Source organism: Rothia sp. HMSC071B01 (assembly GCF_001808945.1).
In the GTDB taxonomy this organism is placed as follows: Bacteria; Actinomycetota; Actinomycetes; order Actinomycetales; family Micrococcaceae; genus Rothia.
Genome location: NZ_KV795068.1, coordinates 17,964 through 34,773, shown reverse-complemented (window position 1 = coordinate 34,773; position 16,810 = coordinate 17,964). Strand labels below are relative to the sequence as shown.

Genomic DNA, 16,810 nt, shown 5'->3' with positions numbered 1-16,810 from the left:
CACCATCACTAAAAAGGAGCATTCAGTGGCAACCTTCCCTGAAGCTACCCCCGCGCGAGCCACCCGGCACACACAGCCGGGTCGCCTCAAGCAGCTGGCACGCAGCTGCGGCGCACTCACCCTGGGGATCACCCTCGGGCTGACCGCCCTGCCGTTCGGTACCGCCGCCTACGCGGCACCGGGCGTAGTACGCGGCGCAGACCGGGATGCACCCCACCAGAACACCGGCACCGGCGAGAACAACAACGAAGTTCTCTCCCCCAGCCTGGACGGCGCCACCGGCGAACGCGCCGTGTTCGTCCGATTCAAGGGTCAGGGCGCGTACGCTCAGACCCAGCCGGACGCTGTCCGCTCCCGCGCGCAGGCACCCGTCAACGCGCAAGCACAGGTGCAGGCAATCCGCGCCAGCGTGCAGCAGCAGGGCGCCTCCGCGGCGAAGGAATCCGGCGCGCAGGTCCTGTACACCACCCACAACACGATGCGCGGCGTGGCGCTCTACGGTAACGTCGAGCAGATTCGTGCGCTCGCGAACCGTGACGATGTGGAACGCATCAGCATCATTGAGGACATGGCACCGCAGAACAGCGGCACCCTCATTGATACGGACACGCTCTCCGTGTGGGCGAAGAGCCCAGCGAACCCCGCCTCCACCGGCTACACCGGCAAGGGCGTGAAGATTGTCGTGCTCGATACCGGTATCGACTACACGCACGCCGATTTGGGCGGCCCCGGCACGCAGGAAGCCTTCGAGAAGGCGAAGGCATCCGACACGATTCCCGAGGGCACCTACGATCCGAAGAAGTTCCTCGGCGGCTACGACCTGGTCGGTGACGACTACAACTCCGCCAAGAAGGAAACCTCCACGCCCCACCCGGATAACAACCCGCTCGACTGCGGCGGCCACGGCAGCCACGTTGCGGGCACCGCGGCAGGTTACGGCGTGAATGCGGACGGCTCGACCTTCCGCGGCGACTACTCCAAGCTCACCGAAGAGCAGCTCAAGAACATGAAGATCGGCCCCGGCTCCGCACCGGACGCCCAGCTGATTGGCCTGCGCATCTTCGGTTGTAAGGGCACCACCGCGTTCGTTCCCCTGGGCCTTGACCGCGTGCTCGACCCCAACGACGACGGCGACTTCTCCGACCGCGCCGACATCGCGAACCTGTCGCTCGGCAACGAGTTCGGCGTGTTCGATGAGACCGTGAACTACGCGGTCGGCTCCCTCTACCGCGAGGGCATCCTCTCCGTGGTTGCGGCGGGTAACGCCAACAACTACAACGCCGTGGGCGACACCTACTCCAACTCGGGTGGCCCCGGCACCAGCGCCTACGGCCTGACCGTGGCGAACTCCATCGGCTCGACCCAGCTGGTAGACCGCGTGAAGATTCTCGCCCCCGCGAACGAGGCGGACACCTACGGTGACTACTCGGTGAGCTTCGACTACTCGAAGGCGACCGAGGAGCAGCTGCGCGGTACCGTGGTGCGTGCCGCCTCCCGCAACCGCTACGCCTGCGAAGCATTCACCGAAGAGGAAGCCGCAGCGCTGAAGGGCATGTGGGCCCTCATCGACTGGGCGGACGCTGACGGCACCGCACCCTGCGGTTCGAAGGTACGCTTCGACAACCTGCAGGCGGCTGGCGCAACCGGCGTGGTGCTCACCTCGAACACTGAGGTTGGTGACACCGCTATCGGCGGTAACTCCTCCATTCCGGGCGTGCGCCTGGCAAAGAGCCAGGTGGAGCGCCTTTCCGCGCAGATTGATTCGGGTGAGCTGACCCTGCAGCTCGGCGAGAACCTGCGCGACTCGATCCGCGTGCCCAACGGCAAGCTGGATCAGGCGAACACCTCCACCGCGCGTGGTCTGCACGGTTCGCACGGCATCACCAAGCCGGACGTTGCGGCACCGGGCACGAACATTTCCTCCATCGAGGTTGGTAGCGGCACCGGTTCGAGCGTGAAGACCGGTACGTCCATGTCCACGCCCTTTGTTGCCGGTGTTGCGGCGCTGATTATGCAGGCGCACCCGGAGTACGGTCCGCGCATGATTAAGACCGTCATCATGAACACCGCCGACCACCACATGCAGGACGCCTGGGGCAACCCTTACGCGGTGGACCGTGTGGGTACCGGCCGCATCAACACCCCGGCTGCTGTAGCCGGCAAGGTGCTGCTGTTCAACGCGGCACGCCCCGAACAGGTTTCGGACACTTTCGGCGTGCTCGAGTACACCCCGAACGCCGGTGTGCAGACCCTGCAGCACCGCGTGAGCGTCGAGAACACCGACTCGGTGGCGCACACCTACACCCTGAACTATGAGGGCAGCACGAGCATCCCGGGTGTGGAGTTCTCCTACCCTCAGTCCGTGTCTGTGGGTGCCGGCCAGAAGGCGACGTTCACCGTGACGGTGCGCATTGACCCGTCGAAGCTGGAGAAGACCCGCGACCCGTCCATGTACCCGAACCAGGATTCGGTAAACTACTCGACCGGTACGGTCACCATTTCGGGTGCCCGCCAATACATTGCGAGCGCTTCGGGCCGCCTGATCCTGACCGATACTGATTCCTCGGCTGCGGTGAAGACCCTGCGCATGCCGCTGCACGTGGCACCGAAGCCTGTCTCCGCGATGCGTGTGGCTGGCTCCGATATCGCCTTCGATGCTGAGGGTTCCGGCGCGACCGAGCAGACCCTGACCCTGCAGGGTACCGCGGTGGACCAGGGCGGTTACCGTTCGCTGCTGGGTGCTTTTGAGCTGGGCGCTTCGAGCCCGCGCATCCCGACCGCGAAGCTGGGTATCGGCTCGGATTCCCGCATGGACCTGCAGTATGTGGGTGCCGCCTCGAACGTGGCGGCGTTGAAGGCTGCCGGTGCGGACACCTCCGACGCGCGCCTGTCCTTCGGTATTTCCACCTGGGGTAACTGGCAGGAGGTGACCCCGCGCGGCACCTACTACGTGTTCGTTGACACCAACAAGGACGGCACGAGCGACTACCGCCTGCAGACGGTGCGTGAGAAGGGCCTGGACTACCCGCTGGTGAAGGTTTCTAAGCGCAGCAACGGCAAGTGGCAGGCAATTGAGAACGCCCTGTACCCGCTGAACGGCACCTGGGGTGACACGGACACCAACATCATGGATTCGAACACCCTGGTGATGACTGTTCCGCTGAGCGTTCTGGGTCTGGACCCGAACGCCGAGTCCACCGAGATTTCGTACTCGGTGACCACTTCTAGCGCGTTCTCCGCAACCACTGTGGTTGATACGACTGATTCGGTGGTGTTCAACTATGCGGCACAGAAGCTGTGGTTCAGTGGCGATTCGGCGGGCGTGCCGAACCTGTTCGTGGACGCACCGGAGACTCAGCTGGTGGCGCACCGTAACGGCGACGCGAAGAACGTTTCTGCGCTGTTCCTGCACATGCACAATGCGACCGGCGACCTGTCCGGTGTGAACGGCGCAGCGGGTGAGCGTGCGCAGGTTCTGCGTGTCTCGTCGAACTCTGAGGCTACCGCCGCGAGCGCGCACTTCAAGGATGTTCCGGCGGATTACCCGTTCGTGAATGACATTAACTGGCTGGCTCAGCGTCGTATTACGACCGGCTACCCGGATGGTACGTTCCGCCCGAACGGTTCGGTGGAGCGCGGCGCGATGGCGGCGTTCTTCTACCGTATGGCGGGTTCGCCGCAGTTCACTGCGCCGTCCACTCCGAGCTTTAAGGATGTGCCGCGTGATCACCCGTTCTTCAAGGAGATTGAGTGGATGCGTGCCCGCGGTATTACGACCGGCTGGTCGGATGGTACGTTCCGTCCGAATGCTGCGGTGAACCGTGATGCTATGGCGGCGTTCTTCTACCGTTTTGCGGGTTCGCCGGCGTATTCTGCTCCGGTGGCTTCGCCGTTTAGTGACGTGTCGACCGGTGGCCAGTTCTATCGTGAGATTTCGTGGCTGGCTGAGCAGCGTATTACGACGGGTTGGGCTGATGGTTCGTTCCGTCCGGTTCAGCCGATTGAGCGTGGCGCGATGGCGGCGTTCTTGCACCGCTATAACGTGCGTGTGCTGAATAACCGCTAGTCGGATGCGGATGTGAGGGCCGTGTCGGGGTGGAGTTTTCTGCCCCGGCACGGCCTTTTCTGTGGGCTGTTATGTCTGCGGCGTAGACTTAACTTATGCGTGAGTTACAGGTTCAGAACGGCGAGGATGAGACGCTGTCAGCTATCCAGGATGCCCCCAATCAGGAGGAGCTTCTGAACGCGGCGGCGGACTTCGTTGACCGCTATGAGAGCGTCTTTGAACATCTAAGCCGCTGATATTCCTTCGAAAGAAATACCCCCGGTAAACACCACAAGCCCTTAAACCCACATAAACCCAAGAAATTTTTATGAAAATATTTTATAAAAACCATAGAAAAGCACAAAATCAAACATATTTCAATACAGTGCAAATATGTGATATTTTCAACAGTGTTTTCCTGGCTTAACTCACCCAAAATCTGCTACTCTATGAACCACAACACATGGTTAATTTTTCAACTTATTATTAGGAGGAAATTATGTCTAATATTTTTTCCAATCTTCACTGGGGCATCTTGCCCTTGGTTACTGGATCTCCCGAGGCAATTCTGGCAGGTGTTGGCTACGCAGGCCTTCGATGCATTATGGGGCGTTGATACTCATGGCAAAAAATAAAGAAGCCCTCTACGACGAGCTTGTTGACATACAGAACAAGATTGATCACCACCCAATGATTTCTGGGCCTCACGCCGAAGCTAGTAGCCTTGTTGAAATCATGAAAGAACAGGGTTATTCACATGAAGAGATTGAAAAATCCCTCAAAGACCAAGGACTTCCAAGTATTGTCGATATTGGCAAAAATACTATTAGCGGGATGTTTAGCCTTTGGTGGCTTAACTATAAAAAAAATAATATAGAGGCGTCAATCGAAAAAATCTCCCGCAAGGAAGATCGTCGAAAAAATTAATACACCTAAAATGATTTAATACTATTAGGGATGTAATTTATTTTTTGACGCCATTCTCATTCTAGCTAAATACCCCCGGCGGATGCTGTACGCGTCTGCCGGGGGTATTTGCTTGCCTCACCCTGCCCGAGGTGGGCTAGTTAGCGCGGGCGGGTCTGAACGCACCGTGTGGAACACTACCTCGCCTCCCTCGGCGGTTCACCGCACGGGCTATAAGGTGGAGCGTACACTTAAGTCATGCGTGAATTACAGGCACAGATCATCCGTGAAATGGGCGTCAAGCCCAACATGACCGAAGAGCAGGCACGCGAAGAAGTGGAGCGCCGCATCCAGTTCATCTGCGACTACCTGGAAGCCACCGGAAGCCGCGGCCTGGTACTGGGCATCAGCGGCGGTATCGACTCCACCCTGGCGGGCCGCCTCTGCCAGCTGGCGGTGGACCGCCTCAACGAGCGTGGCCGCACCACCGAGTTTGTGGCGGTGCGCCTGCCCTACCGTGTGCAGCACGACGAAGAGGACGCGCAGGAGGCGCTGCGTTTCATCCAGCCCACCCGCTCCCTGACCTTCAACATTGCGGAGGCTGTCGACGGCTTCGACACCGCCTACGTTGCCGCGACCGGCGAGCAGATGAGCGATTTCAACAAGGGTAATGTGAAGGCGCGCGCCCGCATGATCGCCCAGTACGCGGTTGCTGGCGGCCCCGGCTACCTGGTGGTCGGCACCGACCACGCGGCGGAGTCCATTACCGGCTTCTTCACGAAGTTCGGTGACGGCGGCGCGGATCTGCTGCCGCTGTACGGCCTGAATAAGCGCCAGAACCAGCTGTTGCTGCGTGTTTTGGGTGCGTCTGAGCGTCTGTGGGCTAAGCCGCCGACTGCTGACCTGCTGGACGGCGTGCCCGGCCGTACCGATGAGGATGAGCTGGGTCTGACCTACCCGCAGATTGACGACTACCTGGAGGGTAAGGAAATCGACGAGGCGGCAGCTGCGAAGCTGGAGCAGATTTACCTGCGTAGCCGCCATAAGCGCACTACTCCGGTGACGATTTTTGATTCCTGGTGGAAGAACTAGGTGGAAGAACTAGCGCCGAAACACTAGCGCTTTAACCGCCATAGAACTAACGTAAATGCCCCGGCTCCCTTGGTGGGAGTCCGGGGCTTTTACTATGCTTTCGCAGACCGAGGACTACGCCTTCTGCTCGGGCTGTGCGGCGGGAACCTGGGCAGCCTGAGCATCCGAATCCTCAGAACCTTCAGTCTCAACCTCAGCCTCAGCCGGGGGTACCTTCGCGCCCCCGGTGGTGAGGAACAGCACCAGACCCAGCACGCAGGCAAGCACCTGAGTGAAGGGGAACGCCCAGGTCAGGCCCTTAAAGCCGAACCACATGTTGCCGAAGTACACGGCGGGGAAGAACAGCAGCGCAATGCCGAGGGTCATCAGCATTGCCGGGCCGCCCTTACCGGCCGCCTGGAACCAGGAAACGAACACGATGCTGACCGCGTTGAACACGGCGGCAAGCATCAGCGCGACCAAGACCTCTTCGCCGGTGGAGACCAGGCGCTCATCACCAACCACGGCAAGCAGTTCGCGGCGGAAAATCAGCACCGGGATAGTGAGCGCCACGGAAGTTGCCACAGACAGAATCGTTGCGGTGCGCAGCGCCTCCTTCACGCGGGCACCGTTGCGGGCACCGTACGCGTAGGCATACAGCGGAATACCGCCCATGCACAGGCCCATACACAGCATTTCGGGCACCATGTTCAGGCGCATTGCCAGGCCGAACGCCGCGACGGTGTCGTCACCGTAGGAGGCGGCGAGGTTGTTCAGCAGCAGGGCGGCGAAGATCAGGTTGAGGCTCTGAATGAGCTCAGCGGCACCGACCGCGACCACGGGCTTGATGATAGCGGGGTCGAGGGAGAAGTCGCGGATGTTCGCGGAGAAGTTCTCGCTCTTGCGCATCAGGAACAGCAGGTAGTACAGCATGGATGCGCCGTTCGCCAGCAGCATTGCCCAACCGGCACCGGCGACGCCCATGCCCATGATGGCAATGAACAGCACGTCGAAGATGCAGGTGACGACGGTGCCGACGATGATGCCGTACATGGACTGCTTGGCGTAGCCTTCGGATCGGACGAGCTGTTCGAGGGTGAACATGCCGATAGCGAGGGGCGCGCCGAGGAACATGAGGTGCACGTAGATACGGGTCGGTTCGTAGGAGCCGCCGGATGCACCCATGATGCTGGTGATCGGGTCGGCGAGAATGAAGCCGATAGCCGCCGCGACGATACCGGCACCGAGCGCCGAGTAGAGGGCGAAGGAGGTGACTCGGTGAATTTCGTGGGCGGGCTGGCCTTCACCGAGCTTGCGGGAGGCGAGGGTTGAGGAGCCCAGGCCGAACAGGCCTGCGATCGCCATGATGACGCCGAAGACGGGCACGCCGTAGCTGGTGGCGGCGAGGTCTTCGGTGCCGCCGTAGTGGCCGACGAAGTAGGAGTTCACCACGTTGTAGATGCTGGTGATGGCGAGGCCGAGTGCCATGGGCACGCCGAGGGAGAGGAGCGCCTTGAGGATGGGGGCTTCTTTGAGCAGGTAGATGTTCTGCGGGTCTTCGCTTGCGCCGTGCGGGCCGTGTCCTGCGGGTGCGCCGTTTTTGGGCGCGTTGTTTTCAGTCTGCTGAGGTGCCATAGATTCCTGTGGTTCTGGTCTGTGTCGTGTCCGGCGCGCGGTGAATGACGCGGTAAGAAGCGTGGTCCGCACAAAAAAACGGGCTAGTGTATTGTACCGTTTCCACGTAGTGGTTGGGCTAGGGGTTTAGACAAAAAAGTAACGAGGCGCCCCTCCCCGTTTAGGGGTGGGGCGCCTCGCCGTTCTTTTGGAGAATGCGCCATTCAAAGCATTCTCTATGCAGTCATGCTAGCCCTGCAGTGCTGCCAGCTGAGCCTTGAGACGCTCGATCTCTTCCTGGGCTTTAGAAGCGGTGCGCTGGTTTTCAAGCTCCAGTCGCATCGCCTTAATGGTGTTAGCAACCTGAGTGTAGGAACTTTCACCCTTACCAACGCGCTGAGAGTCGAAGTCAACATCTCGCAGGATGCCCTTCAGGCTACCGATAACCTGTGCGAGGTTGTCCTTGTTGCTGAAGAACTCGACCGGATCGATAGCCCACTCGAGCAGACCGGTCTCGGAGTTCTTCTGGATGAGCTCACGCATACCGTATGCAACAGGCATCATGTAACCTGCAGGAGCAATGCAGAGGTCATCATCTAGCTGCTCACGAGAGAAGGGTGCGAAGTGGTTCTTCTTCTGCTTGGTCTCGGTCTTCACTGCACCGATACGTCCGAACTTACCGTCATTTGCATTGTATGCATCCTGGTAGTTGGCGTAGATCAGGTCGTATGCCTCGAGGATCTGCGGAACCATCTGGAGAGCAGACTTAACCTGAGCGTTAGTGATCTCCCAGGTCTTCTCGTTACCGTTGGTACGTTCCTCAGCAACTTCGGGGTGGCGGATAAGAGCATCGAAGCGCTTGAATGCTTCACCCTTAGAGCTGTATGCAGAGGTACCAGGTAGCGCACGGATCTCAGCGGGCAGGTCAACGGCACCCAGGGAAATCCATGCCAGTGCGATCAAGAAGCGAAGGTCGATTTCGCCAGGATCATTGGTCTTCCATACTACATTCTTGTAGACATCAGGCATACGTTCTTCAAGAACACGCTTCAGGTAGTCGAACACACCGCTCTGGTTAGCAATCGTCTCCTCCTTGAGCTGCACATTGTTATTACGTGCCGCGCAAATATCGAGGATGTTATTCAGGAACTTCTCCTGACCTGCGTCACTTTCGGTATTAGGCACGAGGAGCTCAACCGGTACCAGCGCATCGTGGGATGCCGTTGCCTTGGTCTTGAGGGTCCTCAGCTTAGGCTCCATCTCGTGCCACATTTCCTTCATCTGGCTCCAAGTCTTCACGCGACGGAGTTCCTTCTGAAGCTTGGTAATTTCGCGGGGGTCATCGCTCAGGAGAATAGCTTCTTCAAGAAGGTAGAGAGCAATGGCGAGGGTATTGTGACCACCGTCCAGGATGCCTTCAAGGCGGGGGTTGCGAATGGTGAGGGTGAAACGGTCACGATCTCGCTTCATGTATTCAGCAGCGCCAATGAGGATACCCTTCGACTTGAAGGGGTAAAGCTCGGGGGTTTCGCGAATCGTTTCGATAATGTCAGCGGTGACGGGAGAACGCTTTGCGCTACGGGGGTTTGCCTCAAGGTTGAGGTTCGTGATGACATCAACCATACCGCGAACCTTGATGAAACCGGAGAAGCGGCGGAGATCGTCAAGAGTGCGCTCCTCGAGGTATTCGATCTTCACGGTTGCTTCAGAAATGGGGTTGGAGGGGGTAGTCGACATAAGTAATGCCCTTTCAATGATTAGCTTCTTATCGTACTCGGGCATCCTAAACGCCACATAAATACACCAAGTGCCATCCGGACACTTGAAATAAGTGCTCCAGGATTCATCCGAACCCTGTATCCACAACTATACGGGTTGCATCCACCCTCTGTCAATTATCTAAATTGTATACTTAGTCACATATTAGATCTAATTTGTGCATTAGATCACTAAAATGGGCTTATTTTGTCAAGCTTCGGACGGGTCATCTCCCTGCACCTCACACAACAGTCCAAAAGGGGGATTACATAAAAGTAACGAGGCGCCCCTCCCCCGCTGTTGGGGGTGGGGCGCCTCGCCTCATACGTATCGCATGTAGGAGTGTGAGCTATTCGAGTTCAACCGGACCAAGCACGCGAACCTCCTCAATATCCAGGATTTCCTGAATCGCGTGGAGCACATTCGTGTCGATTATGCGCTCATTACGCAGGCGCTTGAGCACGCTGCGTTGCTTCTCCAAATGCCGCAGGCGCAGCTCTTTCTCAAGGTCGCCCGCTTCAATAATGCGGCGGGCTTCTTCCGGCGCATTCGCACCGTCTTTACGAACGGCGTGCAGGTTGCGGTGTATACTCGCGTTGTACATCTGTTCGTCGGCAATGCGGTCGATAATCCACTGTGGTGCACCAATTTCCTGGCCGATCTCAGCCACAGAGTCGAAGGACTCGGCAATGATCGTGCGGATTGCTTCATTAATCTCATCTTCTTCGGTGGTATCAACCGGAATTTTCGCCCACCTAATAACGAGCGGCAGGAGCATCCCCTGAACCACCATCGACAGCAGAACCACGCCCGCAACAACAAAGATAATAAAGTCACGCGCGGGAACATCAGTCGGCACGGAGAGAGCCACCGCGAGGGAAACACCGCCGCGCAGTCCCGCAAAGGTACTCACTACACGGCCACGGAAAGTTGTGCGCAGCTGCTTCTGCTTTTCTGAACGGTCAAGGGCACGAATAATACCGATCGAGACGTGCAGGAAAATAAAACGCGCCGCAATGGAAACAAGCCATGCCACCACAATCACGGCGAACGTCAAAGCCCACGCATAGTTGTATTCACGAAGAACATCATCCACAGGCGCTGTGGCGCTGGGCAGCTGAACACCCACGAGCACGAAGAGCGCACCGTTCATGACATAGGAGACAAACGACCAGATGGGCAGACCGTAGAAACGGTTTTGGGGTTTGATGGTATCCGGTCCGCGATAGGTCAGGTAGAAAGCGGCGACCACCACAGCCACCACTCCGGAACCTTTCATGCCCTCAAAAGGCTCGATCTCTTCAGCCAGGAAGAAAGCAATAAACGGCACGGTAAACATGAACACGCTGAAGTTCATGGGGTTGCCGATGTGCGCACGCAGCTTATCTACACCCCATCCGACGGCCAGGCCAACGAGAGTTCCAATCAGGAACGAGAAGAAGAACATTCCGGATGCAGTCCCCAGGGTAAGTTCATGACCACCCGCAAGCTGCAGGGCGAGTGCGAAAAGAACTAGGGTGGTGCCGTCGTTAATGAGTGCTTCCGCTTTAAGGGTGGTGATGGAAGATTTGGGGAGTTTGCCGTTGAGCGTTGCCACGGCCACAGCATCGGTGGGGGCGAGCGCCACACCGATAATCAGCGCCACAGGCCAGATGAAGACGCCCATAAATGTGTGAATCACCCAAGCGATAACGAACGCCGTGAGAATTACGAGCACCGTGCCCGAGAGCAGGATGCCGCGCAGACGGGCGCGCGCTTCACGCCATGAGGTGTTGCGGGCTTCCCAGAAGAGCATGATGGGCAGGAAGATTTCGAGGATGACGTGCGGCGGCAGGCCGATACTCTGAACTTCGTGCAGTTCGTGGGCGGGCATAATGCCGATAGCCAGGCCAATGAATATCAGCACAATGGCGGGGGTTATCCGTATTTTATGGGCGAGGATATTACCCAGAAGAATTGCCAGCGATAGGGCAATGATGACTTCAAGCAATTTGGTGTGTTCCTTTTGGATGTGGCGGCTGGTTCATGGTGTGCGTCTGATAGACGGCTGATGTCCGCGAGTGTGCGGGTGCCAGGGTGCCCAAAATGTTTTGCTCGTTCCCTGGGCCGTGAGGCTTCCGCGTGGGGACGAGTGCGGGCGTAGCTTCTGTATTTTACCGTTGTTCAGTGCGGGTGGGTGGATGTTTACCCTGAGCAAAACCTTGCCTTATGGCCGCTCGGGATGTGAGTTTATGGGAGGCGACCTGCGTGCATCCGGCGGGTCTGCTCAGCCGGGCCTGCTCAGCCCACGAACCGCCCTACTCTGACCGCTTTTCATGACGTTTTGTGTCGTTCTGACGTGAACTTGGGGTCGTACTGTGTCAGAGAACAGAAAATCCGCCCCTGTGAGTGCGCGCGAACACTCAGAACGTGAGAAGATAAGGTCATGACTGATAACAACACCGTAACCGGCAGCCCGCTTGTTAAGCGCGGCCTGGCCGACATGCTCAAGGGCGGCGTCATTATGGACGTCGTCACCCCCGAACAGGCTAAGATCGCTGAAGATGCTGGCGCTGTTGCCGTCATGGCTCTCGAGCGCGTTCCCGCGGATATTCGTGCGCAGGGCGGCGTGGCTCGTATGTCTGACCCGGACATGATTGAGGGCATCATTGATGCTGTTTCGATCCCGGTCATGGCGAAGGCACGCATCGGCCACTTCGTTGAGGCTCAGATCCTGGAGACCCTGAAGGTCGACTACATTGACGAGTCTGAGGTTCTTTCTCCCGCTGACTACGTGAACCACATTGATAAGCACCAGTTCAAGGTGCCTTTCGTGTGCGGTGCTACCAACCTGGGTGAGGCTCTGCGCCGTATCACCGAGGGTGCCGCTATGATCCGTTCGAAGGGCGAGGCTGGCACCGGTGACGTCTCTGAGGCAACCAAGCACATCCGCACCATTAAGCGTCAGATTGCTGAGCTGCAGGGCCTGTACAACACCATGCCCGATGAGCTGTACGTGAAGGCTAAGGAACTGGCTGCACCGTACGAGCTGGTTCGTGAGGTTGCTCAGACCGGCAAGCTGCCCGTGGTCATGTTCACCGCTGGTGGCGTGGCTACCCCCGCTGACGCTGCAATGATGATGCAGCTCGGTGCTGACGGCGTGTTCGTTGGTTCCGGTATCTTCAAGTCGGGCGACCCGGTTGCTCGTGCGAAGGCTATTGTGAAGGCTACCGCTTTCTACAATGACCCGGAGAAGGTTGCTGAGGCTTCTCGCGGCCTGGGTGAGGCTATGGTCGGCATTAACGTTGCTGACATTCCGGCACCGCACCGCCTGGCGGAGCGCGGCTGGTAATTCGTGCGCGCACCCCACGTTTGGGGTGAGTGTTTGATGAGGGGGTGGGGTTCGCTGAGGCGGGTCCCACCCTCCTTGTTTTTGTTGATTTTCTGAAGGGAGCGGTGATGGTTGAGAAGGTTCAGCCTACCGGTGTTTTGCCGGGTGAGGGTTTGACGGTTGGTGTTTTGGCGCTGCAGGGCGGCGTGAGTGAGCATGCGGAGATGCTGGAGTCGCTGGGTGCGCAGGTGCGCTGGGTGCGTACCGCGGAGCAGCTTGAGGGCCTGGATGCGCTGGTTCTGCCGGGTGGTGAGTCGTCGACGATTGACCGCCTGACCCGTATTTTTGGTGTGCGTGAGCCGCTGATTGAGGCGATTTCTTCGGGCATGCCGACTCTGGGTACGTGCGCTGGCCTGATTATGCTGTCGGAGCGTATTGATGATCCGGCACCGGGTCAGCAGTCGCTGGGTATTTTGGATGTTTCGGTGGGTCGTAACGCTTTTGGTTCGCAGGTTGATTCTGCGGAGGTGCGCCTGCCGTGGCTGACCCCTGCCGGTGATGAGGTAGTTATTGATACGGCGTTTATTCGTGCGCCGATTGTGACTGGTACCGGTGAGGGTGTGCAGGTGACGGCTCGTCATGAAGGGAAGATTGTGGGTGTGCGTTCGGGCAACCTGATTGGTATTTCTTTCCACCCGGAGGTTACGGGCGATACGACGGTGCATGAGGAGCTGCTGGCTCTGGCACGCGAGGTGAAGGGCAAGTAGCCCCTCCCCCGAGGCCCGTTGTAGACCTGTTAAAGAGTTGTGGCGGTGACCGTTGTTCGGTCACCGCCACAGCTGTTTTTTGAGTGGGTTTATGCGTGAGTGGGTTTATGGGCGGGCGCTGCTGGGGGTTTGGGGCTGGGCCTTCCACTGCTGGTAGGCGCTCGTGGCGAGGAATCGTGCACGGTTGCCGTCGCTGAGCTTCTTGATGTCTGCGGGGGCTGCCTCGTACCACTTTTCGTAGAGACGAATAATCGTCTCGGGGTACCCGGCTTCTTCCAGGTCTGCGCGGTGGGGGATGAATTCGTTGCGGTTCTTGATGTCTCGGTACTCGCTACCGGCGAAGGGGTCGGTGAGTCCGACGCTGGGGCGGGCGTTGTAGACATCAATGTTTTGAACGTATTCGGGGAGGGTGCTGCGCCCTGCTTTGAGTGCGGCGTGGCACTTGCTGTCGATTTCGCTGGGCTCAATGATGTGGGCGCCGTCTGCGAGGATGTGCCGGTACTGGATGTACGCGGGGTATTGTTCATCGGTGCGCGGGACGGGCTTGGCGGCTTCTGCTGATGCGAGATCTTCAGCGGAGTATGAGGAGCAGCTGACGGTGGGCGTGGTGCTTGCCGTTGCTGAGGCGCTCGCCGTGGAGGGTGAGGAGGTGCTGCTTGCCGCGGTGTTCGCACCGCCGCAGGCGGCAAGGAACAGGGGCAGGGTTAAGAGAGCGGCGCCGTATCGCAGTGCGTTATAGCGGGGGTTGGGGGTCCTAGAATTCAGGGCCATAATGTCACCTCATTGTGGGCTGGAACATGCCGAATTGACCCTCACTATACGGGCAGTTTTGATACATGGTCAAGAGAAAAATATGTTTATTTTTTAAAATCCAACACCTCGGAGGAAAATCGATAAACAAGTTTATTCAGCGCCTTGACTTGCGTAAACACGGAAGCCACCGGGCTCTTGAAGCAAATACGGCACAAAGACACCAGCATCAGATATTGCTATTTGCCCGATAATCAGCGGAAGCCAACATGCCCGGAGGAGCACGGTTAGGGTGCCGATGGTGCAACCTCCAGCTCCGTAAAAGCCTGCGCCTCAACGGTCCATCGCTACTGCAGGAGGAAATAGATAAGTCCCCTAACGTATTCCCAGAGCAGTACCAAGATGACGCACTGCACAACAAATGCGGCTACAGCTGCGAGGGTTGGTATCCAGTAGCTACGCTTAGAACATGCAATAAAAACTGCTATAAAAATAACGCATGAGACAATATCGGGACCCAAGAGAATGAATGCCTGTAGATCATATGGCCACAATATTCCATGCATATATTCTGTAGGAACTTTACATGAACTTAAGATATTGCCTTTTAAAATTTCATAAGTCCCATACATTTTAAAAACTAAATATAGCGACGCAATCCAAAAAATGCCTATGCGAAGCTTTACACCCAGCCATATACTAAAGATCTGCCACAAGCTAGCTAATACAACTCCCACCACGAAGAAGGGTATATAGTCGAAATATGCACTTTGCCACCTATCACATGGCGAGACAAATCCATTGAACTCTATATACAGGCTAGTTGGGAAAATATAGAAAAATTGCAATACAATGAGAAATAAGATATACAAAATTATTTTCTCATTTACGGCAAACATCTTATAAGTAGAATTCATGATGCCATTTCCTTTCAGTAGCATAAAAAGCTAGTAGCGGAACATCGAACACATAGCCTCAATGTTGTTTTTCTTATCCACTAAGCCTCAAAGCCAATACTGGGATAGGTAGGCGACCCGCAAAGCCTCCGCACTCTTACCCCATCTACCACATATTTAAGCAGGTCAGAACTTTAAGACTACTGGGTTGCACATCTTGCGTCTAGAGTGTTGGTTTTAAACTAAGATGATATTTTCCATTGACCATCTATCAAATATTCGGGTATGTTTAGACGCAATATATCGTTCCATCCCTCTTGTGAGGTGGTCTCATGACCCACACCCCTGCTCTTCTTTCGTTCCGTTCCAGCGGTCTACGACGAAGTGCCGCGCTGGCGCTTCTTCCCCTGCTTTTTGCCTCCTGCGGTAGCTCCACCAGCACGGCATCAAATACTCCGGCACCCTCGAATACGACCGTGATTTCCTCCCCGTCAGCAACAAGTCCCACCGGGTCCGCTTCCTCTTCCGCGGCGAAGAAGACCTCCACCCCCTGCCTTGAACCTGACGAAGCCGCGAAAGCTGAAACCCTCAAGCAGCAGGAAGCCCTCAGCGCCGACCGCGGTACGGCACTCCCCTCCTATGTCTCCGCACGGCATGTTGTACGCAACCAGGCGAACTTCCCCACCCGCGCCGAAGCTGAATCAGCAGGAGCCGAGTGCCTGGCACTGTACGAGAAGAACAAGGCCGATCACGCCTACGCCGCGGCGTGGGTGCGCGCTATCGATGACAATAACGTGGCAAGCGGAAAGGTAGCCTCCGGCCCGCGCGCTGACATCCAGAGCGCCGACCCCTATAAGGCAAGCAACTACGTCGATATTCGAGAGGGTAAGGAGTACTTCCCGACCCGCCAGGAGCTGCTCGCGGCAAACTACCCCGAGAACTACATTGTTGCTTTTGAGGCGTGGGCGCGGCAGGCGCCAGCCGATGTGAAGCAGAAGAGCGACGCGAACCGTGCGGCCGCTCAGGATACTCGCTGGTCTGAGGTGGTAACCCTGCCCAGCCCCGACAACCCTGTCTAATCGAACCCCGTCTAATCTGAGTCTGTCTCATCTTAAAAATAGTTGTGGCGGTGACCGTTGTTCGGTCACCGCCACAACTGTTATAGGGTGCAGGTTAGGGCAGGAGCGCCAACCCAAACTCAATAACAATCAGCGCGATAGCACACGCGAAGAGTACCCCACGCGACACATTGAACTTCTGCCAGAGATCATACAGCTGGCTGGGAATCAACCAAATAACGAACGCCTGAAAGGCAAGCGATAACGCGGGGTTACCCCACTGAATAATCATCAGGGCAAGAGCAAAACCCACGCCGAGCGTATCCAGGATGCGCCGATGCTTTAGCACCTGCTCCCTCTCCTTTTGATAGCTAGGGTTGTTTAGCAACCTTGGTGGTGCTTTTTTCAGTTGACCCACAAGGATCAAAACCGCCAGCGGGAACACAGAAATATCGAAGAACATGGGAACCGCCTTTCATGTTGGGGTTCGCTCGCTACGCCGGTGACGAGCTGATGGCGCACCATCATTGGTGAAAACTTCTCAAAAACAAGTAGCGTGCAACACGTGCATATCGTATTGTGGGTTACTTTACGGCAAACATGAACCCTATTCAAGAGGTAAACACCCCCCCCCC

13 protein-coding genes are annotated in these 16,810 nt (G+C 57.4%); 7 read left to right on the top strand and 6 right to left on the bottom strand.

The features are described from left to right. Positions 1 to 25: 25 nt before the first annotated feature. From HMPREF2527_RS01035 to nadE, 4 genes are all read left to right on the top strand, one after another. Entirely contained in the window at positions 26 to 4,066 is a 4,041-nt protein-coding gene (locus tag HMPREF2527_RS01035; RefSeq protein ID WP_070505756.1) for a S8 family serine peptidase, read from the top strand. A gap of 95 nt (positions 4,067 to 4,161) precedes the next feature. Then, positions 4,162 to 4,302 carry a hypothetical protein gene (locus HMPREF2527_RS09775; RefSeq protein ID WP_161800493.1) on the top strand — a complete coding sequence of 47 codons (141 nt, stop codon included), beginning with the start codon at positions 4,162 to 4,164 and terminating at the stop codon, positions 4,300 to 4,302. Between the two features lie 364 nt (positions 4,303 to 4,666). Then, entirely contained in the window at positions 4,667 to 4,972 is a 306-nt protein-coding gene (locus tag HMPREF2527_RS01030) for a hypothetical protein (protein ID WP_005507293.1), read from the top strand. Between the two features lie 237 nt (positions 4,973 to 5,209). Next, positions 5,210 to 6,043 carry an ammonia-dependent NAD(+) synthetase gene (nadE, locus tag HMPREF2527_RS01025; RefSeq protein ID WP_070505754.1) on the top strand — a complete coding sequence of 278 codons (834 nt, stop codon included), beginning with the start codon at positions 5,210 to 5,212 and terminating at the stop codon, positions 6,041 to 6,043. A gap of 114 nt (positions 6,044 to 6,157) precedes the next feature. Here the strand turns inward: nadE and HMPREF2527_RS01020 are convergent, their stop codons facing one another. The 3 genes from HMPREF2527_RS01020 to HMPREF2527_RS01010 all read right to left on the bottom strand — a co-directional run bounded on the left by HMPREF2527_RS01020 (position 6,158) and on the right by HMPREF2527_RS01010 (position 11,384). Further along, entirely contained in the window at positions 6,158 to 7,657 is a 1,500-nt protein-coding gene (locus HMPREF2527_RS01020) for an MATE family efflux transporter (RefSeq protein WP_070505752.1), read from the bottom strand. Positions 7,658 to 7,885: 228 nt separating this feature from the next. After that, positions 7,886 to 9,373 carry an AIPR family protein gene (locus HMPREF2527_RS01015; RefSeq protein WP_070505750.1) on the bottom strand — a complete coding sequence of 496 codons (1,488 nt, stop codon included), beginning with the start codon at positions 9,371 to 9,373 and terminating at the stop codon, positions 7,886 to 7,888. Positions 9,374 to 9,743: 370 nt separating this feature from the next. Next, positions 9,744 to 11,384 (bottom strand): Na+/H+ antiporter, encoded by a 1,641-nt coding sequence (locus HMPREF2527_RS01010; RefSeq protein WP_070505748.1) that lies wholly within the window; start codon positions 11,382 to 11,384, stop codon positions 9,744 to 9,746. 435 nt (positions 11,385 to 11,819) lie between these two features. On the opposite strand from HMPREF2527_RS01010, the gene pdxS reads away from it, so the two are divergent. Next, positions 11,820 to 12,725: a pyridoxal 5'-phosphate synthase lyase subunit PdxS gene (pdxS, locus tag HMPREF2527_RS01005; protein ID WP_005507298.1), complete on the top strand. Its 906-nt coding sequence runs from the start codon at positions 11,820 to 11,822 to the stop codon at positions 12,723 to 12,725. Between the two features lie 107 nt (positions 12,726 to 12,832). After that, complete coding sequence (gene pdxT, locus HMPREF2527_RS01000) at positions 12,833 to 13,471, top strand: pyridoxal 5'-phosphate synthase glutaminase subunit PdxT (RefSeq protein ID WP_070505938.1); 639 nt, start codon at positions 12,833 to 12,835, stop codon at positions 13,469 to 13,471. Positions 13,472 to 13,576: 105 nt separating this feature from the next. On the opposite strand, the gene HMPREF2527_RS00995 is transcribed toward pdxT, so the two are convergent. Together HMPREF2527_RS00995 and HMPREF2527_RS00990 are read right to left on the bottom strand one after the other, a co-directional pair. Then, a complete protein-coding gene (locus tag HMPREF2527_RS00995; protein ID WP_070505747.1) occupies positions 13,577 to 14,242 on the bottom strand; it encodes a hypothetical protein in 666 nt (221 codons plus the stop codon). Positions 14,243 to 14,568: 326 nt separating this feature from the next. Further along, positions 14,569 to 15,138: a hypothetical protein gene (locus HMPREF2527_RS00990; RefSeq protein WP_049358833.1), complete on the bottom strand. Its 570-nt coding sequence runs from the start codon at positions 15,136 to 15,138 to the stop codon at positions 14,569 to 14,571. Between the two features lie 311 nt (positions 15,139 to 15,449). Here HMPREF2527_RS00990 and HMPREF2527_RS00985 point away from each other — a divergent pair, with 311 nt between their 5' ends. Next, positions 15,450 to 16,196, top strand: coding sequence for a hypothetical protein (locus HMPREF2527_RS00985; RefSeq protein WP_070505744.1), 747 nt, complete (start codon positions 15,450 to 15,452; stop codon positions 16,194 to 16,196). 94 nt (positions 16,197 to 16,290) lie between these two features. On the opposite strand, the gene HMPREF2527_RS00980 is transcribed toward HMPREF2527_RS00985, so the two are convergent. After that, positions 16,291 to 16,638: a hypothetical protein gene (locus HMPREF2527_RS00980; RefSeq protein ID WP_070505742.1), complete on the bottom strand. Its 348-nt coding sequence runs from the start codon at positions 16,636 to 16,638 to the stop codon at positions 16,291 to 16,293. Positions 16,639 to 16,810: the final 172 nt, after the last annotated feature.

What these genes read in the sequence shown, in the direction of transcription:
- HMPREF2527_RS01015 (WP_070505750.1), bottom strand. Translation starts at nt 9,373, where the DNA reads ATGTCGACTACCCCCTCCAACCCCATTTCTGAAGCAACCGTGAAGATC.
- HMPREF2527_RS01020 (WP_070505752.1), bottom strand. Translation starts at nt 7,657, where the DNA reads ATGGCACCTCAGCAGACTGAAAACAACGCGCCCAAAAACGGCGCACCC.
- pdxS (WP_005507298.1), top strand. Translation starts at nt 11,820, where the DNA reads ATGACTGATAACAACACCGTAACCGGCAGCCCGCTTGTTAAGCGCGGC.
- HMPREF2527_RS00995 (WP_070505747.1), bottom strand. Translation starts at nt 14,242, where the DNA reads ATGGCCCTGAATTCTAGGACCCCCAACCCCCGCTATAACGCACTGCGA.
- HMPREF2527_RS01030 (WP_005507293.1), top strand. Translation starts at nt 4,667, where the DNA reads ATGGCAAAAAATAAAGAAGCCCTCTACGACGAGCTTGTTGACATACAG.
- HMPREF2527_RS00985 (WP_070505744.1), top strand. Translation starts at nt 15,450, where the DNA reads ATGACCCACACCCCTGCTCTTCTTTCGTTCCGTTCCAGCGGTCTACGA.
- HMPREF2527_RS00980 (WP_070505742.1), bottom strand. Translation starts at nt 16,638, where the DNA reads ATGTTCTTCGATATTTCTGTGTTCCCGCTGGCGGTTTTGATCCTTGTG.
- pdxT (WP_070505938.1), top strand. Translation starts at nt 12,833, where the DNA reads ATGGTTGAGAAGGTTCAGCCTACCGGTGTTTTGCCGGGTGAGGGTTTG.
- nadE (WP_070505754.1), top strand. Translation starts at nt 5,210, where the DNA reads ATGCGTGAATTACAGGCACAGATCATCCGTGAAATGGGCGTCAAGCCC.
- HMPREF2527_RS00990 (WP_049358833.1), bottom strand. Translation starts at nt 15,138, where the DNA reads ATGAATTCTACTTATAAGATGTTTGCCGTAAATGAGAAAATAATTTTG.
- HMPREF2527_RS09775 (WP_161800493.1), top strand. Translation starts at nt 4,162, where the DNA reads ATGCGTGAGTTACAGGTTCAGAACGGCGAGGATGAGACGCTGTCAGCT.